The sequence below is a fragment of the Janibacter anophelis NBRC 107843 genome (assembly GCF_001570945.1).
In the GTDB taxonomy this organism is placed as follows: Bacteria; Actinomycetota; Actinomycetes; order Actinomycetales; family Dermatophilaceae; genus Janibacter; species Janibacter anophelis.
The window spans coordinates 24,965-45,242 of sequence record NZ_BCSQ01000008.1 but is presented as its reverse complement, the minus strand read 5'-3'; the positions used below and the strand labels follow the sequence as shown (position 1 = coordinate 45,242).

The following is a 20,278-nucleotide window of genomic DNA, read 5'->3' as shown; positions in this document are numbered from 1 at the left end:
TCACACCCGGTGGAGGGCTTCGACCTCGGCGAAGGCTGCACCCATGGCGGCGCACTGCGTGGGCAGGTCGTGGTGGGTCAGCGCGTACCTCCGGTTGGTGGCACCGACCTCTGCCCGAAGGGCGGGGTCGCGCAGGAAGTGCAGCAGGGAGTCGGCGAGCGCCTCTGCGTCGTCGTCCACGAGACGGTTGGGCGGCTGCACGGCCTCGTCGTTGGTCCCGCACCGGGTGGTGACGATGGGCAGACCGCAGGCGAGGGCCTCGAGGTAGGCCAGGCCCAGCTGCTCGGTCCACTTCCACGTCGGCCGCGGCGCCGTGGTGAAGACAGCTGCCGACCGCATGAGGTCCGCCACGCCCCCGGTGTCGAGGGAGCCCATCAGCTCGACCCCCGACCCCGGCTGCTCGGCCGCTGCCCGGACGAGGTGCTCGAGAGGTCCGCGACCGGCCACCTTGAGCCGGGCCTGCGGGATCTCGCGACGGACGATCGCCATGGCGTCCAGGACCCGGTCGATGCCCTTGTTGTCGGCGAGGGGCGAGGCGAAGACCACGACCGGCTCGTCCACCGGCTCGGCCGCCGGGTGGAAGAGCTCGGTGTCGACGCCCGGCTTGACGACCCGGATGAGCTCGTCGTCGAAGTCGTTGGCCAGCAGGTGGTCCCGCGCGGCGTCGACCATGCACAGGAGCAGGTCGGCATCGCGACACGAATTGAGCGCCTGGCGGTACGGCGGGACCTTGTACAGCGGCTGGTCGGGGAGGTTCTCCCACGTGATGACGGCCTGCAGTGGTCGGCGGCCGCCGTCCCGACGTGCGGCCCGTCGCCAGCGCGAGGCCTGGCCGGTGACGAGTGAGCACAGCTCGAGCGAGGCCACCCAGTCGAACTCCGCGGGGTCCTGCTCGTCCAGTCCGCGGACCCAGGCGAGGGCCCCGGCCTCGACGAACCTCTTGACCGGCCGCCGGTAGGTGCTGGGGATCCAGTCGATGGAGCCGACCGGCTCCTGCTGGGCCATCGCACGCACGCGGGTCCCCGGCATGCGCGACATCCAGTACAGCTCGCGGCGGGCACGCTGGTCGGGCAGGGAGACCCACAGGAGGCGACGCAGCAGGTCCTCACTCATGCTGATGCCCGGTCCTTGCGGCCGCGCCGCGCGCCGGCCGCGTAACCCCCGGCCTCCATCGCGCGGAGGACGACCATCCCGGCGGCGTGGGCCGGGTCCTTGAGGAGGCGACGGTGGTTGCGCAGGTAGGACCTGAGGACCGCCTTGCCCTGCGCTCCCACTGCGCCCTCGTGCTGCTCGGCGAACGCCGGGATGCTGCGCCCGTAGTAGTAGCGCTTGCTCATGACGTCGCGGACGGTCAACCGCCCCTCGTCGTGGTCGATGATGATCGGGGCCAGCTCGATCCCGGCCCCCGACTGGCGCATCTTCATCCGCAGGTCGGCATCCTCCGGGCCGGACATGTCGGTGTGGAAGGCGCCGTCGCCGAGCAGGTAGTCGCGCCGGACGAGACGCGGATTGTGCAGCCACGGGTCGTCGAGGTAGCACTCACGCTCGAGGGCCCGGCAGGCGGTCCAGAAGCCCTCACCGACCGTCCTCTCCGGCAGGGCGATCCCGGTCGCTCCGGTGGCCCGGGCGGTCTCCAGTGCCAGGGCCACCGTCCGCGGCGGGAGCACCATGTCGCTGTCCAACCACAGCACCCACTCGGAGCTCGCCGCCTCGATGCCGGTGTTGCGTTGCGCCGAGCGCTCGGGGCCGGCCGTGATGACCCGGTCGGCATACCTCTGCGCCACCTGCGGGGTGCCGTCGGTGCTGTGGTTGTCGACGACGATGAGCTCGACCCCCGGGTGCGTCTGCTCGGTCACCGACCGCAGGCATGCCTCGATCGTGCGGATGTTGTTGCGGGTCGGGACGACGACGGTCACCGAGTCCGGGTCAGGGCCTGTCATGACGCTCCTTGAGGGTGAGTGACTGCAGTTGTTGCTCGGAGCGCACCAAGGCTCCGAGCACGGCCAGGACGAGACCACCGCCGGCGAGTCGGTGGGGCCACAGGCTGGCGGCGATCGCGTCCGCACTCACCTGTCCGCCGGTGTTGCCGGGGCCGACGACGAACCAGACCGCCGCCAGCACGATGAGGACGACGCCCGCGTCGATGAGTCGCTCGGGTCGGACCGATCGCCACCTCAGGAGGGCGACCGCAGCCGTCGCGACCACGAGGCCGCTCCAGCCGACGAGCAGGCCCGCGCACAGGACCGTCAGCACCTCGACGAGGAGACGCCTGCGGCGGCGGCCGTGACGCGACGCCCTCGGCGCCGCGGCGAGCGGATCGCCGGCGGGGTCCTCCTCGTCGGGATCCGCGTCGGGGGTCACGGTGGCGGAGGTGCTCGTGGCGGGGGTGCTCGTGGCGACGGCACCGGCCGGCGACACGACGCCGTCATCCGACGTCGCCTCGGCCGCGTCCTCGGACGGCACCTCGGCGGCCACGTCCTCCTCGTCGGTGCGGGCCCGCCGCATCGAGAGCCAATGCGCTCCGAGGAGATAAAGGGCCACCACGAGGACGGTCGTCGACGCCAGCAGCGCGATCGTCGCCGTGCGCTGCGGCCCGAAGGAGATCTCGATCTCGTGCGGCGAGGACACGTCCTCGATGACCCAGCCGACCGAATAGCCGTCCAGCCGTACCGGCGGACCGAGGTCCTCGCCGTCCATCGTCGCCGTCCACCTCGGGTCGTGCCCCTGACCGAGCACGATCGCGTAGGGGGCCTGCGCAGCACCGGTGCGGATGTGCGCCCCACCTCCGGCCGTACCGTCCACCTGGGCGGTTGGTGCCGCAGCAGCTCGGGTGGGCTCCAGTCCCTCGACATCGCGGAAGGAGAGGCTGTCGAGCGTCACGTCGGCAACCGGACGCAGTCGGTGCTCACCCCAGCTGAGGTCCATGCGCTCGCAACCGACCCAGGCCGCGCCGACGGAGTCGGCGACGGCCACCGCCGAGGAGTCCGCCGGGCGCATGCGCACGGGATCACCGTCGACGGTGGCGACCGTCAGGCAGCCATCGGACGAGCCTGACGGCTCGGACTGGGCCAGTCCCGGATCGATCGTCGTGAAGCGCGCATTGGTCGCGGTGTCGCCGCCGCGCGTGTCGGTGACCTCGACGCGGATGCGCTCCCCGGTCACCGGCTCGTCGAGGGAGACCGTGCTCGTCCCTCGTCCCACGGTGCCGCTGCCGACGGTGGTGCCGTCGACCGAGATCTCGACCTCAGCGGCGAAGCGCGTGCCGTCGGCATCAGCACCGAAGCCGTCGGACTGGGTGATCGTCACCTCGTCGAAGGTCGTGGGCGAGGAGGAGCGCGCCTCCCACCACTCCCCCTCCATGCCGCCACCCGGCACCCAGGCCGTGTCGGCGTCGCCGTCGGCGGCTCGGGATGCCCGCAGGTCCGCGTTGTTGAAGAAGACGCTGGCCGAACGGAAGCTCGGGCCGCCGCGCACCCCGGCGAGCTCGTCGTAGGTGGACTCCCAGTCACCCGTGAGACGCACCCGGGCAGAGCTCTGCATCCGCCGGTCGTCCGGCAGGCTGAAGTCACGCCGCAGGTCGGCCTCGCTGTCGTCCCGGCCGGACGGGGTGTTGATCACGCGGGTCAGGTAGACGTCGAGGGGGACCTTGGCGAACTGGCGGCGTTCCTGGGAGGTGAGGCCGCTGTACATCCGGTCGATGCTGCGCGGGAGACGGGCGGTCCGCTCCGCGGTGGCGTCGACGCCTAGGTCGACCTCGGAGATGCCGACGAGGTTGAAGCCGTCGCCGCGCAGGCTCTTGACGCGCAGCGTCACCTCGGACGCGGTGACGCCACCGAGATCGAGGCGGGCCTTCCCTTGGTCGGAGAAGCTGCCCGTCACGGTCCGGTCACCGGCGGTCAGCTCGACCTCGTCGATGTCCACCGGGCCGAGATCGGCCTGGTCGATGGTCACCTCGTCGAGCCGCTCCGCCTCCGGCAGCGTGAGGTCGAGCTGCATGCCCTCGGCACGGCGGAAGTCACCAAAGATCCACGCGGTGCCGGGGTCGCCGTCGATGGCGTGCTCGGCCACGGCATTGGGCATCTCGAAGAAGGTCGCACCCTCCTCGCTCGCCTCGGCGAGGATGCCCGAGCGGCGCAGGACCGTCTGGTCATCGGGCTCGCCCAGGGCCCGCGTGAGGTCGGGGGTCTCGTCCTCGGTGAGGAGGGCGCCGTTGCCCGAGGTCAGCCGGTTGGTGATCGACGCACGCCGTCGGTTGGTGTCGGTGAGCACGATCCGTCCGGCGTCGTCGATCGCCGACCCGTAGGACTCGTCGTCCAGGTCGCTCGTGTACCGGAAGAGCGGCGTGTTGCGCAGCAACCCCTCTCGGGCCATCGGCGGGATGGACCACGCGTCCCCGGCGACGAGCAAGGACCCGCGCACGGGCTCGACCCGGACCGTGGGCACCGGCTCCCTGACGTCGTAGAGCTGGACCGGGCTGAGGAGCCCCTCGCGGAAGTCCTCGGGCGGGACGTTGGGCGGGAGGATGTTGCGACCGGACTCACCGAAGTTGGCCTGGCCGAAGAGCCCCGGGTCCGCCGCGAGAACGCGGGCCGTGGCTCCGGGGCGGGCGCCGCCGGTGTCCTCCCAGACGGTGTCGTGACGGAGCAGGATCTGGTCGACCCCGAGGTACCGGGCGAAGGTCGAGATGGCGCTGTCGACGCTGGTCTCGCTCTGCAGGGTGTCGTCGAGCGCGGCCAGCAGGTTCGCACCCCCGGCCGAGGTGCTGGACGTGGTCTCCGGGATCACGGTGTCGCGGGTGATGAGCGAGTTGCTCACGTCGTCGGGTCGCTCCTGGCTCCACCGGTAGTGGGAGCGCACCTGGCCGGGCAACAGCAGGACGCGCTGGCTCTGCGGGTTCTCGTTGACCCGGTCGGCCGCCTCCTGCCAGTAGTCGGGCACGTCGAACTCGGAGATGTAGAGGTTGTTGGTGAAGGCCGGCGCCGCCCATGCGATGACGAGGACGAAGGCGGCTGCCGCGGAGAACTGGCGCACGCCGGGGCGCGACCGGACGCGCTGCGCGATGTGGTGGGCGCCGACACCGATCGTCAGGGCGAAGGCCAGCGTGAGGACCGCACCGATCTTGTTGGACGTGCGGAAGGCCACGGTCCCGGGGACGTGCTCGAAGGCCCACTCCATGACCGCACCCGCCGGCGCGGCGGGGTCGCCGGGGAAGAGCCCGACCATGATGACCGCCGCGATGGCGACGCTCACCGCGCCGATGCGGCTGACCGTCGGCGGGGTCCACCGCATCGACCACAGCGCGAGCGCCGGCCACAGCACGGTGAGCAGGACGACGAAGGCGACGGTGATGTAGATCGCGTACTGCGGCACCCACGGGCCGGCGTCGGATCGTCCGTAGAGGGTCCACATGCCCAGGCCCCGCAGGACCTCGAGGTAGGAGCTGACCTTGGCGATCCCGTCGAGGGTCTCCGAGCCCTGGACGACCTGTGCCCCGGTGGCGCGGGCGGCAAAGCTCGGCAGCAGCCAGTAGAGGGACAGGCCGATGCAGAAGAGCCCGCACCGCACCACGACGCGTGCGACCGACGACCATGGGAGGGACCAGGCCCGGCGCAGCACGAGGACCACCGGGATGGCCATGAGCAGCTGGTAGATGGGGACGACCGCGACGTTCATCCCGCTCATGGCGAAGAAGGTGACGCCGACGGCTGCCGGCCACACCCAGCTCGTCGGCTCGCGCAGTGCCTTGATGAGGGCGATGAGCATCCAGGGCAGCAGGCACATCGGCAGCGCGATGGCCAGGGTCGAGCCGCCGGTGATCGTGTACGGGTTGGCGAGGAAGACCACGCTCGTGGCGAAGGCGGACCACGGCGAGACCCTGGGCAGCAGCTCGCGCAGCAGTCGGCCGGCACCCGAGGCACCGATGATCCACAGGACGAGGTGGAAGACCTTGAAGGTCATCTCCGGCGACAGGCCGATCAGCCGGAGCAGCGCGGTCCACAGCAGGACGGGGACGAGTCCGACGTTGAAGTTCGCCGCGCCGAGGTACGGCGTGGAGCTCCACGACGACAGGTACTGCTGCAGCATCCGTCCCGGGGCGACGTAGACCTCGGGCTTGATGTCCGTGTGGAAGTGGCCGAACGCGTTGCCGAAGACGACGAGTACCAGCACCGCCAGAGCCACGAGGCGGGCCACGCCGAGCGCGGTCAACCGTGAACGCACAGGCTCTCCATCGGGCAGGGGACATCGGGGGACGCGGAGCGCGTCCGTGGCGTGCAGCCTAACGCGCGAGGTGAGGTCCTTCTCATCCGAGCGGATGTCACCGTACTCACAGGTAGGGTTCTGGCGTCCGCAGCGGAAGGGGACGGATGTGAGCGCCTCGGCGGCGGAGAGGACGAGCCCGGTGGGCTCGGGTGGCTGGGTGCTCGGTGCCTGCATGGGCCTGAGCAATGTCCTGGGCTACGCCTTCGTCCTCATCGTCTCCCGGTCCCTCGGGCCGGCGGACTTCGGCGCCTTCTCCGCCGTCAACAACACGGCGATGTTCCTGTCGCTGCCCGCCAGCGCCTTCCAGGTGGTCGTCGCCGCGCACCAGGCCCGCGGTCACGCCCATCGCTCGGGCATCGGCCTCGCCCTGCTCGTCGGTGGCGGCCTGGCCCTGCTCACGGCGGTGCTGTCGCCGGTCATCGCAGCGTTGTTCCACCTCGGCTCGCCCCTGGCGGTGCTGCTCGTCGCGCTGATGATGCCGGCCTACACGCTCACCGGGGCGGCCCAGGGCCTGCTCCTCGGGCACCGACGGCTGCCGGCGCTGGCCTGCGTCTACCTCGCCATCTCGGGGGCCCGGGTGCTGTCCGCCCTCGTGGCCGCCGCCCTGGGCGCTGGTGTGGTCGGCGTCTTCGCCTGGCTCCTCGTGGCCGCCTGGGCGCCGGCCCTGCTCTCGCTGTGGCTCGCCCGTCGGCACGTGCAGCGGTGGCGCCGCTTCGAGCTCGGGCTGGTCCAGGAGCTGTTGACCTCCAACGGCACGCTCGCCGTGCTCCTGGCGATGACGAGCACCGACGTCCTGCTCGCCCGCCACCTGCTGACGGCGCACGACGCCGGCGCCTACGCCTTCGCCGGCCTCTTCGGCAAGGTCGTGTTCTGGGGAACGCAGTTCGTCGCCCTCACGCTCGTCCCCGTGGCGAGCCGCGGAGGCGGTCGCCGCCCCGTCATGGGAGCACTGGGGCTCGTCCTCGGCATGGGACTCCTCGGCTCGGCGGTCGTCGCCGCCGTGCCGGAGCAGCTCGTGCGACTGCTCGGCGGCACCGAGTACCTCGACGCGGCCGGATTGCTCCTCGCCTTCACCGGCCTGGGCACGCTGTGGGCGCTGTGCCAGGTGCTCCTCTTCGCGGAGATGGCGCGCGGTCACCGGGCCCTGACGGTCATCGCGCTCGTCGCGACCGCCGCGGGTGCTCTCGTGGTGCTCGTCACGGACACACGGACCGCCGGCGGCATCGTCGCGACGTACGCAGCGGTCGCGCTCGTCGTCGCCCTCATCGGCAGCGCCCGGTTCCTCCTCTCACGAGGGGAACCGGGCGCTGTCACCACGGCTGCGCCGACCGGGTCCACGGTGCCGTGACCCGACCGGTCGTGACCTCAGAAGTCGTCGTCGCGCCGACGCCGGCTGCGCCGGGGAGCGTCCTGGATCTCGTCGTCGAGGAAGTCGTCGCCACGCCGCGAGGACCGGCTCACGGGCTCGTCGGCCACCGCGTCGTCCCAGTCGTCGACGGAGTCACGACGGGTCTCGCGCGGTGCCTCGTCGACGGAGTCACGGCGGGTCTCGCGCGGCGCCTCGTCGACGGCCCCGCGTCGCGAGGTGTCCTCTCGACGGACGCCACGCAGCTCCCGGGAGTCATCCGCGCGCTCGGCGCGGGCGCCGCGGGACACACGGTCAGCGCGGTCGGCGCGCCGATCTCCGCGTCGGGTGACGTCGCGGTCGGAGAGGTCGACGTCCTCGTCCCAGTCGTCGGGTCGAGGGGTGCGGAAGAGCAGGAAGCCGGCGAGCGCGGTGAGCACGGCACCCGCGAGGAGCGCGTAGGTCCGGAACTGGTTGACGACGGCCGACTTCTGGCAGGCGCCGAACTGGAACCCGTCCTTGTCGGCACTCGGCGGGTTCGAGGCGCTGCCGCACCCGAAGACGCCCTCCTTGGAGGCGACGTGAACCGGCACGAAGTAGTAGTAGACGGCCGCGACGAGCAGCAGTGCTGCGAGGAGCAGGACGAGACCGCGCACGACGCGCAGCGGCTCGGGACCCTTGAGGGTAGTGTCAGTCACCATGCGCCCATGCTACTCACGAGTTGTGTTCTGATCTGTCGGGTGCAGCACACCGAGATGTCCCCCCCATGAGAACTCCTGACCTCCGCTCGCTCCGACGCAGGCGCCCCGGCGCGACGCCCCCCGCGCGAGGCGTGAGGCCTTCTCCGCGCAAGGCGGAGGGGCACATCCCGCTCACCTACCGGCCGGCCATCGACGGGCTGCGGGCCATCGCGGTCGTCGCCGTCATCATCGGCCACGCCAACGAGGCCTGGCTGCCGGGCGGGTGGCTGGGTGTCGATGTGTTCTTCGTCATCTCCGGCTTCCTCATCACCAGCCTGCTGCTGCGCGAGCGCACGAGCACCGGACGCATCGACCTCCTCGGTTTTTGGCTGGCCCGTGCCCGGCGGCTGCTGCCCGCCGTCTTCCTCGTCCTGGCGGCCGTGACGCTGGCCGCCCGGTTCATCGGCCTGCCCGCGCGGCGCGAGGCGGTGAGCGCCGACATCCTCAGCACCCTCTTCTACGTCGCCAACTGGCGCATGTACTTCAGCGACGAGGCCTACTTCGCGACGCTGGCCACCCCGTCGCCGCTGCGCCACGCCTGGTCCCTGTCGGTGGAGGAGCAGTTCTACATCATCTACCCCCTCCTGCTCCTCGGGCTGCTCGCGGTGGTGCGCAAGCGCAACCGGCTGGCGATGGCCCTCGGTGGGCTGGCGGTCCTGTCCGCCGTCCTCATGGCCGTCCTGTACACGCCCGGGCACGAACCCTCACGCGTCTACTACGGCACGGACACCCGTGCCTTCGAACTGCTGGTCGGCGCCGTCGCCGGCGTCCTCGTGCTGCGCAGCGGGACCGCCCGTGGGCCCGCCGCCGTCTCCGAGCTCACCGACCGCACGAGCCGGGCGCTCGCCCCCTTCGCCCTCGTCCTCGTCCTCGTGGCGCTCGTCGCTGCCGGCGACCAACCGGACCTGCTCTTCAGGGGCGGTCTGCTCGTGCTGTGCGTGCTCGTGGCGGTCGTGGTCGTGGCGGCGGCGAGCTGGGAGGCCAACCCCGTCCAACGCGTGCTGGCCTGGGAGCCGCTGCGTCGTGTCGGCCTGATGAGCTACGGCCTCTACCTGTGGCACTGGCCGATCATCGTCTACTCCAACCAGCTGCTCGTCGACGTCGACCCGATCGTGCGGGTCTACGTGCAGGTCGTCCTGTCCTTCGTCGTGGCCACGCTCTCCTACCTGCTCATCGAGCAACCCGTCCGGCGACACGGGCTCAAGGCCCTGCTGCCCAGGATGCCGCGCGTCTCGGTCGTCGCGGGTGCACTCGGTGCCGTCGCGGTCCTCGCCGGCGCCGTCGCCCTGCCGGTGGGCGCCGCCCGCGACGTCGTGAGCGGCGAGGTGCTGTCCAACATCACCTACACGCCGCCGCCCTACGTCTCCGGGGACAGCACCAACCGGGCGCTGCTCATCGGCAACTCGATCCCCGCGAGCTACGCCAAGCACTACCCCAAGGGCGCCTACCCGGACCTCACGGTGGGCCACTACACCAACCCTGGCTGCGACCTCTTCCCCGAGGCCCGCTACCGCGGCGATCGCCCCGACCCCGTCAACCCTGACTGCGAGGGCTGGCGTGACGGGCTGACCGACACGATCGAGCGCGACCAGCCGGATGTCGTCGTCGTCTTCGTCAGCCAGAGCCTGGTGGCGGACCGGCAGGTCGATGGCCAGCGGCTGGAGTTCGACTCGCCCGCGTACGAGGAGTACCTGGATCGCGGTTTCGACCGGCTCCAGGAGCGCATCGACGCCGCCCCCGGCGACCACCGGATGGCGCTGGTCAACCTGGCTTGCCACCGGGTGCCGGACTTCGGGGTCGACGAGGAGGTGACCCGCTTCAACGACGACATCAATGTCGCCCGGGTCAACGAGCTGGCGGCCTCGTGGGCCGAGGCCAACGACGTGGCCGTCATCGACCAGAACTCCTTCCTCTGCGGTGACGGGTTCCACGACGGCCTCAACGGCACGCCCCTCTACGAGGACTACCTCCACGTGACGAGGGACTCCGGGCGCGAGGTCTGGTCGTGGCTCGCCCCGCGCGTGCGGGACGCCGCCAACGGCGACCCGCAGCCGTCGTGACGCCTCCTCGCGCCGCGGTCCTCCTCGTCGGAGGTCTCGGGACGCGCATGCACCCGCTCACGCTCACCCGTCCCAAGCACCTCCTGCCCGTGGGAGGTGTCCCCGTCCTGGACCTGCAGCTGCGACGCCTGCACGAGGTCGGGGTCAGCCGGGTCGTCCTGGCGACGGCCCGCCACGCCGAGCAGGTCGCCGGCCACGTGGCGAGTCATCCGGTCGAGGGCCTCGACGTGCTCCTCAGCGACGAGGGCACTCCCCTGGGCACCGGTGGCGGCCTGCTCGCCGCCCTCGAGGTCCTGGACGCGCCCGACGACGAACCCGTGGTCGTCGTCAACGGCGACCTGCTGACCGGGCACGACCTGCGCGCCCAGGTGGCCGCCTGCTCCCCCGGCACCGACATCGTCCTGCACGTCCGTGCGGTCGACGACCCGACCCCCTTCGGCACCGTGGACGTCGCGGTGGACGGGCGGCGTGTCGTGGACTTCCGGGAAAAGGTGCCCGGCCCGCCCGGGACCCTCGTCAATGCCGGCACCTACGTCGTGCGGGCCGGGATCCTGCGGGAGCGCGCGACCGGCGAGGAGCAGTCGTGGGAGCGAGAGATCCTCCCGGTGCTCATCGCGGACGGAGCGGTCGTGCTCGCCCACCGCGACGACGCGTGGTTCGCCGACATCGGGTCCCCCGACGCCCTGCTGACCGCCACCCGCGCCGCCCTCGACGGGACCGCGCGGCCCGCACTGCCCACGGACTACGACCCGCGACGGGCCATCGACCCCGATGCCGTCATCGACGAGGGCGCGCAGCTCGAGGCCAGCACGGTGGGTGCCGGCGCCCGCGTCGGTGGGTCGGCGCTCGTGCGCGGCTCGATCCTGCTCGCGGACGTCCGGGTGGGCACCGGGGCGGTCGTCGTCGACAGCGTCCTGGGCGAGGGTGTCACCGTCGCCGACGGGGCCGTCGTGCGGCACAGGGCGATCGCCGACGGGGCGCACGTCCCACGTGGGGACACGGCCGACGGCCACGACGAAGGGAGCAGCTCGCCATGACCACCACCCCCCGGACCCGGTGGGGCCGCGCCGCGCTCTGGTTGCGCTTCTACGTCGGACGTTCGGTCAGCCTCGATGCGGAGACACTGCGGCTGCGCCGGTGGCCGGCCCGTGAGCGGGCTGCCTTCATCGCGAGCAAGACGGCGGCGCTCCCGGCGATCCAGGCCGGGCGTCCGGCCGACGTGCGCGCCGGCGACGTGCTCTTCCGGGCGACGAGCGCGGTCGACCTGGGGACCTTCCAGTCGTGCCTGCTCGACGTGCACGACGAGATCGTGGTGGGCGGGGTGCTCGACGGGATCGAGGCGCCCGTCGTCGTCGACGTCGGGGCCAATGTCGGCCAGTTCGCCGCGGCGATCCGCACCTTCGTCCCCGGCGCCCGCATCGTCTCCGTCGAGCCCGACCCGCAGACCCACGCCAAGCTCGCCCACAACCTCGGGGCCATGGGCGGCGCCCGCTGCCACCAGGTCGCCGTCGGTGAGCGTCGCGAGGTCCTGACCCTCCACCGGCACCACGTGTCCGTCATGGCCACGCTCCGGCCGAGCGACATCGAGGACTACGACCCGGACCTCACCGTCGAGGTCGACGTGGTCCCGATCGACGAGCTGACGGCTGACCTCGAACGCGTGGACCTGCTGAAGATCGACGTCGAGGGCTTCGAGGTCGAGGCATTGCGCGGGGCCCGTGAGACGCTGCAGCGCACCCGCTACCTGCTCATCGAGGTCGGGCTCGGGCGTGAGGCCAGTGGGGCCAACCTCGAAGCCCTGGCGCTCGTGCGCGAGCTCGTGCCGACGGCCCGCATCGTCCGTTTCGGACGGCCCCTGGGCGTGGTCGAGGACCCCATCTGCCAGGACGTGCTCATCGCACTGCAGCGCTGATCAACCGGGGTGCGGTCGGCGAGCTGACCGGCCGACGCGGCCTCAGTGCGCCGCCTCGTGCCAGCTGCGCCCGCGCCCGACGGAGACGTCGAGGGGCACGTCCATCTCGACGGCACTGCCCATCTCGCGCCGCACGAGCGCCTCGACCGCCTCGTCCTCACGCGTGGCCACCTCGATGACGAGCTCGTCGTGGACCTGCAGCAGCACCCGGGAGGCCAGCGCCTCCTGCGCGAGCGCCCGGTCGACCCGGAGCATCGCCAGCTTCATGATGTCGGCCGCCGAGCCCTGGATGGGGGCGTTGAGCGCCATCCGCTCGGCCATCTGGCGCCGCTGCCGGTTGTCACTCGTCAGGTCCGGAAGGTACCGGCGCCTGCCGAGCATCGTCTCGGTGTAGCCCGTCGCCCGGGCCCGGTCGACGACCTCCTCGAGGTAGTCGCGCACCCCGCCGAATCGCTGGAAGTACTCCTCCATCAGGTCGGTCGCCTCCCCGGTGGAGATGCCCAGCTGCTTGCTCAGGCCGAAGGCGCTCAGGCCGTAGGCCAGGCCGTAGGACATCGCCTTGACCTTGCTGCGCATCTCCGCCGTGACCCCCTCGGGCTCGACCCCGAAGACACGTGCACCGACGAACCGGTGCAGGTCCTCACCCGTGCGGAAGGCCTCGATGAGTCCCTCGTCGCCCGACAGGTGGGCCATGACGCGCATCTCGATCTGGCTGTAGTCGGCCGACATGAGCGACTCGTACCCGGACCCGACGACGAAGACCTCGCGGATGCGGCGCCCCTCCTCGGTGCGGATCGGGATGTTCTGCAGGTTGGGGTCGGTCGAGGACAGGCGTCCCGTCGCGGCGATCGTCTGCTGGTAGGTCGTGTGGATCCGGCCGTCGTCCGCGACCGACTTGATGAGCCCCTCGACGGTGACCCGCAGACGGGTGGCGTCACGGTGCCGCAGCAGCGCCTCGAGGAAGGGGTGCTCGGTCTTGGCGTAGAGGTCGGCCAGCGCGTCGGCGTCGGTCGTGTACCCCGTCTTGGTCTTGCGCGTCTTGGGCAGGCCGAGGGTGTCGAAGAGCACCGTCTGGAGCTGCTTGGGCGAGCCGAGGTTGATCTGCTCGTCACCGATCGCCGCCCACGCATCGGCCTGGGCGGTCGCCACCTTGTCGGCGAAGTCGGCCTCGAGCCCGGTCAGGGCCTCGGTGTCGACGGCGATGCCCGCCGTCTCCATCTGGGCCAGGACCCGGACGACCGGCAGCTCCACCTCGCGCATGAGGGTGCTGCCCCCCGTCTCCTCGACCAGGCCCTCGAGGACCGGCGCGAGCTCGGCGGTCGCGGCTGCCCGGATCATCGCGGCACGGCCGACCTCCGAGTCGTCCGCGGAGAAGTCGAGCATCCCCTGGTCGGCCGGCTCGTCACCACCGGACAGGTCACGCCCCAGGTGGCGCACGGCGAGATCCGCCAGGTCGTAGGAGCGCTGGTCAGGGCGCACGAGGTAGGCCGCGATCGCCGTGTCGACGACGAGCCCCTCGAGCGGCAGCCCGGACGAGGCGAGCGCGAGCATCGGTCCCTTGGCGTCGTGCAGCACCTTGCCGCGGTCCGGGTCGGCCAGCCAGGTGCGCAACGCGGCCTCGTCGTCGCCCGCGAGGGATGCGAGGTCGACGTAGGCCGCCTCGCCCTCGGCGGTCGCCAGCCCCAGACCGGTGACCTCCCCGCGGCCCCTCCCCCAGTCGCCGACGACGTCGACGCCCAGCCGCCCCGTGGCGTGCTCGGCGAGCCAGGGACCCACCTCGTCGGCACCGAGCGGACGCCCGTCGACCTCGAGGCCACCGGTCACCTCGGACTCCGCGGTGTCGAAGGTGGTGAAGAGTCGCTCGCGCAGGACCCGGAACTCGAGGCTGTCGAAGAGCGTGTGGACCTTTTCGCGGTCCCACTCACGTCGCGCGACGTCGTCGAGCCCCACGGGGACGGGCGCGTCGACGACGAGCGCGTTGAGTCGCCGGTTGCGCAGCACCTGGTCGAGGTGGTCACGCAGGGACTGACCGGCCTTGCCGCCGATCTGGTCGACGGCGGCGACGATGCCCTGCAGGTCACCGTGCGCGGTGATCCACTTGGCCGCGGTCTTGGGCCCGACGCCGGGGACGCCGGGGAGGTTGTCGCTCTGCTCGCCCACGAGCGCGGCGAGGTCGCTGTAGCGCTCGGGACCCACGCCGTACTTGTCCATGACGGCATCGGGCGTCATGCGCGCGAGGTCGGAGACCCCCTTCTTGGGGTAGAGGACGGTCGTGCGCTCCCCCACGAGCTGCAGGGTGTCCCGGTCGCCGGAGCAGATGAGCACCTCCATGCCGGCCTCCCGCCCCTGGGTGGCGAGGGTGGCGATGATGTCGTCGGCCTCGTAGCCCTCGAGCTGGACGTGGGTGATGTTCAGCGCGTCGAGGACCTCCTGGAGCAGCGGGATCTGCCCGGCGAAGGCATCGGGGGTGGCACTGCGCCCCGCCTTGTACTCCGCGTACTCCTCGCTGCGGAAGGTCGCGCGCGACACGTCGAAGGCCACCGCGACGTGGGTCGGGTCCTCGTCGCGCAGGACGTTGATGAGCATCGCGACGAAGCCGTAGACGCCATTGGTGTGCTGCCCCGTGCTCGTCGAGAAGTTCTCCGCAGGGAGCGCGAAGAAGGCCCGGTAGGCCAGGGAGTGTCCGTCCAGCAGCAGTAGTCGACTCACGCGCGACAGCCTAGGCGTTCGTGCCGACAGCACCTCGTCGTGGCAGGCTGGCCCTGACCGAACCACACCCGCAGGAGACCTCATGACCGACCCGACCACCGCGTCGCTGGACCAGCTCAACGCCTTCCGGGGCGCGCTCGCGGAGCGCATGGGCATCGAGCTGCTCGAGGCGAGCACCGACCGGGTCGTGGCGCGCATGCCCGTCGAGGGCAACACCCAGCCGTACGGACTGCTCCACGGAGGCGCGAGCGTCGTCCTCGCCGAGACCCTCGGGTCGATCGGCTCGGCCATGCACGCGCAGTCGATCGGCAAGATCGCCGTCGGCCTCGACATCAACGCGACGCACCACCGCGGAGCGCGGTCGGGTTGGGTCACCGGCACCGCGGTGCCCGTCACCCTCGGCGGCAGCGTCGCCTGCTACGAGGTGACGATCGCCGACGACGAAGGCCGTCGCACCTGCACCTCCCGCATCACCTGCATCCTGCGCGAGCAGCCTCCCGGCGCCTGAGTGGGACGCACCGCACGACGCCCTGACCTGCCCTCGCTGCTCCGACGAGCAGACCCCCGCGACTGGACGACGACCGACCGCTTGGTCGCCCTCGCGGTCCTCGCGGTCCTCATCGCCCCCGTGGTGGCGCTCGTCCAGGCCCTAGCCCACGGCTGGCAGCCGAACGGCGACGACGCGACGATCGCGCTGCGGACCGCCGGCATCCTCGACGGGCACCTGCCGGTCACCGGGATGCGCAGCACCTCGGGTGACGGCGTGGACCAGGACCTCTCGACCCACCACCTGGGGCCGCTGCAGTTCTACCTGCTCGTCATCCCGTTGGCGCTCGCCGGCGGCTCCGCGGCGGGTATCGCCGTCGGCGGGACCCTCATCGCCTCCGTCGCATCCGTCCTGAGCGTCGTGTGGTCCCGCCGTCTCGGAGGTGCCCTGGCGGTCGTGGTCTTCACGGGCGGGGCGCTGCTCACGCAGTGGGCGATCGGGACCGACGCGCTGTTCCGCCCGTTCAACCCCTTCGCCCCGCTGCTGCCGACCTACCTGTCGCTCGTCCTGCTCTGGGCGCTGGCCCGGGACGACCGCCGGGCACTGCCCCCCTTCGTCGTGGCGGTCTCGCTCATCGCCCAGTCCAACCTGGCCTTCCTCCCGCTCGCGGCCGCGCTGGCCGTCATGGCCACCGTCCTGCTGCTGTGGCCACGGCTCACCCGGACCCGGCGGGTGCGTGCCCGCCACGACACCCGAGCGGAGCGGTGGGCGCTCGGGGTCGGTGGGCTCGTCTGGCTGCCGAGCATCGCGGAGCTCTTCGTCCACCAGCCCAACAACCTGACCCAGCTCGTCAGGTGGGCGACGTCCGGGACCGGCGACCCGATCGGCTTTGCGAAGGGGGCGACCTACCTCAACCTCATCGCCCCCGGCCCGGGTGGGTTCCGCCGCTCCACGGAGGATCTCCTCGTCGCCGGCACCGGCCCGGCCACCGTCCTCGGCGTCCTCATCCTGCTCCTGCTCGCGGCGATCGCGACGGGCTACCGGGTGCCGCGGGGACGCGCCAGCAGCGCCTGGCCCGCGCGGGTGGCCCTCGTCGCCAACCTGGGGATGCTGCTCACCGCATCCCGACTGCCGGAGTGGCCACTGGCGCCGTACTGGGTCATCACCTGGCTGCCGGTCGCGGCCTTCACCTGGGCCGCCCTGATCTGGCGCGGGCTGGCCTACCTCGAGAACGCCAGCCCGCACCTGCCCGCCGGGGTCGCCCTGCCCCTCGGTGGCGGGCTGCTCGCCGGTGGCGCGGCCGCGGCGACCCTGGCCCTGCCTCCCGCATGGAGCGAGATCGACTCGATGACGCAGGTCGCCCGCACGACCGGTGACGACCTCGGCCCCGGCGACGGGCGCCACGTCCAGGTCAACGGTCTCGGGTTCACCCCGACCCTGGGCGCGGCGCCGGCGATCGCGTGGCAGGCCCACCGGCAGGGATGGCAGCCCCACGTGCTCACGACCTGGCCCTTCCCGGAGGACGCCGAGCACCTGTGGATCGAGACGGCTCCCGAGGGCTCGGACCGGCTCTACGTCACCGACAGCACGCAGCCGGAGCTCATCAAGGACATCTCCGCGTCGGCCCAGCACGTCGGCACGATCCCCATGCAGCACCGCGAGGGCGAGCTCGGCGTCTATCGTGACCTCGCCGACTGACGAAGGGAGCGATGAGTGGACTTCATCGGGGCGGGGACCGTGCTCAACGTGCTCACGGTGGTCGCGGGCGCGCTCCTCGGCATGGCCATCGGTGGCCGCCTGCCGCAGCACACGCGTGATGTGGTCACCGACTGCCTCGGGCTGGTCACGCTGCTCATGGCCGCACTGTCGGTCATCGACGTCACCTCGCCGGCCCTCACCGGCGCGGTCGGTTCCGGCGCGCCCGTGCTCATCGTCCTGGGGTCACTGCTCGTCGGCAGCATCGTCGGCTCGCTCCTGGGCATCGAGCGCTGGCTGGGCACCCTCGCCGGTCGCGTCCAGGCCGTCGTCGGCCGCCGCGACGACTCCGCGGGCCGCGAGCGGTTCATCGAGGGATGGCTCACCGCCAGCCTGCTCTTCTGCGTCGGCCCGCTGACGATCCTCGGGTCCCTCGACGACGGGCTCGGACGCGGCATCGACAAGCTGGCGCTCAAGTCCGTTCTCGACGGCTTCGCCGCCCTGGCCTTCGCCTCGACCTTCGGCGTCGGGGTGCTGCTCTCCGCGGTGACCGTGGCGGTCGTGCAGGGGACGCTGACCCTCGTGGGCGTGGGGCTGGGCGCCGTGCTGCCCGAGGCGCACATCGCCGCCCTGACCGCCACAGGCGGGCTGATCCTCGTGGGGATCGCGTTGCGGTTGCTGCAGATCCGTCAGATCCCCGTCGGGGACATGCTGCCCGCCCTGGTCGTCGCTCCCCTGCTCACCCAGCTGGTCGTCGCGCTGGGTTGACGACCGGCTGCGCCGGCCTCAGGCCTTGTCCATCCCGGCGACGACGGCGTCGGCGACCTCGCGCATGCCCAGACGACGGTCCATCGCCGTCTTCTGGATCCAGCGGAAGGCCTCGGCCTCGGTGATCTTCAGCTTCTTCATCAGCACGCCCTTGGCCTTTTCGACGGCCTTGCGCGTCTCGAGCCGCTCGCCGAGGTCGGCCACCTCGGACTCGAGTGCCTTGAGCTCGGCCCAGCGCGAGGTCGCGACCTCGATGGCGGGCGTGACGTCGGAGACGGTGAAGGGCTTGACGATGTAGGCCATGACACCGGCATCGCGGGCCCGCTCGACGAGCTCCTTCTGGGAGAAGGCCGTGAGCATGATGACCGGGCAGATCCGCTTCTCGCCGATGGTCTCCGCCGCCGTCAGTCCGTCCATCACGGGCATCTTGACGTCCATGATGATCAGGTCGGGACGCAGCGAGTCGGCGAGCGAGACGGCCTCTTCACCGTTGCTGGCCTGTCCGACCACCTCGTAACCGGCGTCGGTGAGCATCTCCGCCAGGTCGAGGCGGATGAGCGCCTCGTCCTCGGCGAGCAGCACCCGCAGGCCCTGCTGGCTCTCGGTCTCCGCCGTCATGGTCCATCCTCCGTCGTTGGTGTGTGGGGTGCCGAGGGCGGGACTTGAACCCGCACGCCCTTGCGGGCAAAGCATTTTGAGTGCTCCGTGTCTGCCATTCCACCACCCCGGCCGGAGTGCGCCGCAAGCATACCGACCGAAGGGGGGTGCCCCCGACTCAGCCCATCCCTCCGGGCAGCGCCCCGGTCGAACCGTCGGGCACCTCGCCCGCGCCCTCGCCGTAGGCGACGGTCGTCTTGTTGCGTGCGTCACCGATGCGGTGCACCCGCAGGGCATTGGTCGACCCGGGCACGCCCGGGGGTGAGCCGGCCACGATGACCACCCGGTCCCCCTCCTCGACCCAGCCGAGCTCGAGCAGTTGCTCGTCGACCATCAGGGCGTACTGGTCGGTGTGGGTCACCGGGGGTGTGAGGAAGGTCTGCATCCCCCACACGAGCGAGAGCTGCGAGCGGGTGTCCTGCACGGGAGAGAAGGCGAGCATCGGCAGACCGGAGCGCACCTGGGCCAGTCGCCGTGCCGATCCGCCGAGCTGGGTGAACGCGATGAGGTACTTGACCCCGAGGGCCTCCCCCGTCTCCGCCGCGGCTGCCGCGATGACCCCGCCCTGGGTCGTCGGCGGCCCCATGAGGTCGCGCATGCGACTCAGGCCCTGCTCCTCGGTCGCCTCGATGATCTTCGACATCGTCTTGACGACCTCGATGGGGAACTTCCCGACGGCGGTCTCGCCGGAGAGCATGAGCGCGTCGGCGCCGTCGAGGACGGCGTTGGCGGCGTCGCTGGCCTCGGCGCGGGTGGGTCGGGAGTTGTCGATCATCGACTCGAGCACCTGCGTGGCGACGATCACCGGCTTGGCCTTCTGCCGGCACAGCTCGACGGCCCGCTTCTGCACGAGCGGCACCTGCTCCAGGGGCAGCTCGACGCCGAGGTCGCCCCGCGCGACCATGATCCCGTCGAAGGCGTCGATGATCTCCTCGAGGGCGTCGACGGCCTGGGGCTTCTCGATCTTGGCGATGACCGGCAGGCGTACCCCGGCCTCGTCCATGATCTCGTGGACGCGCGCGATGTCCCGCGCGGACCGCACGAAGCTCAGGGCGATGTAGTCCGCCCGCAGCCCGAGGGCCCACCGCAGGTCCTGCTCGTCCTTGTCCGACAGGGCGGGCGCGCTCACGGCGGCGCCGGGCAGGTTGATCCCCTTGTTGTCCGAGAGCGGACCGCCGTAGACGACCACACAGCGCACGTCGGTCTCGTCGACGTCGTGGACGGCGAGGGTGATCTTGCCGTCGTCGACGAGGATCGTGTCGCCCGCCTGCACGTCACCGGCGAGCCCCGGGTAGGTCGTCCCGACGACCTGCTGGTCGCCCGGGACGTCACGGGTGGTGATCGTGAAGTGCTCACCGGCCGTGAGGACGATCGGGCCGTCCGCGAAACGTCCGGTCCGGATCTTGGGGCCCTGCAGGTCGACGAGCACGCCGACCGCGTGGCCGGTCGCGTCGCTCGCCTCCCGGACGCTGCGGTAGTTGGCCTCGTGGACGGCGTACTCGCCGTGGGAGAGGTTGAGCCTGGCCACGTCCATGCCGGCCTGGACGAGCTCACGTATGCGCTCGGGGGTGGAGGTTGACGGGCCGAGGGTCGAGACGATCTTGGCGCGACGCATGGCTCCACCCTATGACGCCGACGAAGGGG

At 71.6% G+C, this 20,278-nt stretch carries 14 protein-coding genes and 1 tRNA gene; 7 read left to right on the top strand and 8 right to left on the bottom strand.

Going from position 1 to position 20,278, the window contains the following annotated elements:
* Genes JAN01S_RS03450 through JAN01S_RS03440 form a run of 3 tightly spaced genes read right to left on the bottom strand, consistent with a single transcriptional unit; the run spans position 1 to position 6,219 of the window.
* Positions 1-1,113, bottom strand: a complete 1,113-nt coding sequence (locus JAN01S_RS03450; RefSeq protein ID WP_068313721.1) for a glycosyltransferase — start codon at positions 1,111-1,113, stop codon at positions 1-3.
* Complete coding sequence (locus JAN01S_RS03445) at positions 1,110-1,940, bottom strand: glycosyltransferase family 2 protein (RefSeq protein WP_068313716.1); 831 nt, start codon at positions 1,938-1,940, stop codon at positions 1,110-1,112. Before JAN01S_RS03445 ends, JAN01S_RS03450 begins: the two co-directional genes overlap by 4 nt.
* Positions 1,927-6,219: an alpha-(1->3)-arabinofuranosyltransferase domain-containing protein gene (locus JAN01S_RS03440; protein ID WP_169797158.1), complete on the bottom strand. Its 4,293-nt coding sequence runs from the start codon at positions 6,217-6,219 to the stop codon at positions 1,927-1,929. Before JAN01S_RS03440 ends, JAN01S_RS03445 begins: the two co-directional genes overlap by 14 nt.
* A 148-nt stretch (positions 6,220-6,367) precedes the next feature.
* On the opposite strand from JAN01S_RS03440, the gene JAN01S_RS16495 reads away from it, so the two are divergent.
* On the top strand, positions 6,368-7,609 hold the full coding sequence (locus JAN01S_RS16495; RefSeq protein WP_169797157.1) for an oligosaccharide flippase family protein: 1,242 nt from the start codon (positions 6,368-6,370) through the stop codon (positions 7,607-7,609).
* A gap of 17 nt (positions 7,610-7,626) precedes the next feature.
* On the opposite strand, the gene JAN01S_RS03430 is transcribed toward JAN01S_RS16495, so the two are convergent.
* A complete protein-coding gene (locus JAN01S_RS03430; protein WP_068313705.1) occupies positions 7,627-8,307 on the bottom strand; it encodes a hypothetical protein in 681 nt (226 codons plus the stop codon).
* A 131-nt stretch (positions 8,308-8,438) separates the two neighbouring features.
* On the opposite strand from JAN01S_RS03430, the gene JAN01S_RS03425 reads away from it, so the two are divergent.
* From JAN01S_RS03425 to JAN01S_RS03415, 3 genes are read left to right on the top strand one after another with little or no spacing between them, the layout of a single operon-like run.
* Entirely contained in the window at positions 8,439-10,406 is a 1,968-nt protein-coding gene (locus tag JAN01S_RS03425; protein WP_068313702.1) for an acyltransferase family protein, read from the top strand.
* On the top strand, positions 10,403-11,443 hold the full coding sequence (locus tag JAN01S_RS03420; RefSeq protein ID WP_157075577.1) for a nucleotidyltransferase family protein: 1,041 nt from the start codon (positions 10,403-10,405) through the stop codon (positions 11,441-11,443). Before JAN01S_RS03425 ends, JAN01S_RS03420 begins: the two co-directional genes overlap by 4 nt.
* On the top strand, positions 11,440-12,318 hold the full coding sequence (locus JAN01S_RS03415; RefSeq protein ID WP_068313694.1) for an FkbM family methyltransferase: 879 nt from the start codon (positions 11,440-11,442) through the stop codon (positions 12,316-12,318). The genes JAN01S_RS03420 and JAN01S_RS03415 overlap by 4 nt, the downstream gene beginning before the upstream one ends.
* A gap of 42 nt (positions 12,319-12,360) precedes the next feature.
* Here the strand turns inward: JAN01S_RS03415 and polA are convergent, their stop codons facing one another.
* Positions 12,361-15,027 carry a DNA polymerase I gene (gene polA / locus JAN01S_RS03410; protein ID WP_068313691.1) on the bottom strand — a complete coding sequence of 889 codons (2,667 nt, stop codon included), beginning with the start codon at positions 15,025-15,027 and terminating at the stop codon, positions 12,361-12,363.
* Between the two features lie 82 nt (positions 15,028-15,109).
* Here polA and JAN01S_RS03405 point away from each other — a divergent pair, with 82 nt between their 5' ends.
* Genes JAN01S_RS03405 through JAN01S_RS03395 form a run of 3 tightly spaced genes read left to right on the top strand, consistent with a single transcriptional unit; the run spans position 15,110 to position 17,977 of the window.
* Complete coding sequence (locus JAN01S_RS03405; protein WP_068313687.1) at positions 15,110-15,535, top strand: PaaI family thioesterase; 426 nt, start codon at positions 15,110-15,112, stop codon at positions 15,533-15,535.
* Entirely contained in the window at positions 15,536-17,212 is a 1,677-nt protein-coding gene (locus JAN01S_RS03400) for a hypothetical protein (RefSeq protein WP_157075576.1), read from the top strand.
* Between the two features lie 15 nt (positions 17,213-17,227).
* The gene (locus JAN01S_RS03395) at positions 17,228-17,977 is read left to right on the top strand and encodes a DUF554 domain-containing protein (protein WP_084359997.1); all 750 of its coding nucleotides are present in this window, start codon (positions 17,228-17,230) and stop codon (positions 17,975-17,977) included.
* A gap of 18 nt (positions 17,978-17,995) precedes the next feature.
* On the opposite strand, the gene JAN01S_RS03390 is transcribed toward JAN01S_RS03395, so the two are convergent.
* From JAN01S_RS03390 to pyk, 3 genes are all read right to left on the bottom strand, one after another.
* Entirely contained in the window at positions 17,996-18,595 is a 600-nt protein-coding gene (locus JAN01S_RS03390) for an ANTAR domain-containing response regulator (protein ID WP_068313796.1), read from the bottom strand.
* 29 nt (positions 18,596-18,624) lie between these two features.
* Positions 18,625-18,707, bottom strand: a tRNA-Leu gene (locus tag JAN01S_RS03385).
* A 45-nt stretch (positions 18,708-18,752) separates the two neighbouring features.
* Positions 18,753-20,249, bottom strand: a complete 1,497-nt coding sequence (gene pyk / locus JAN01S_RS03380; RefSeq protein ID WP_068313681.1) for a pyruvate kinase — start codon at positions 20,247-20,249, stop codon at positions 18,753-18,755.
* Positions 20,250-20,278: the final 29 nt, after the last annotated feature.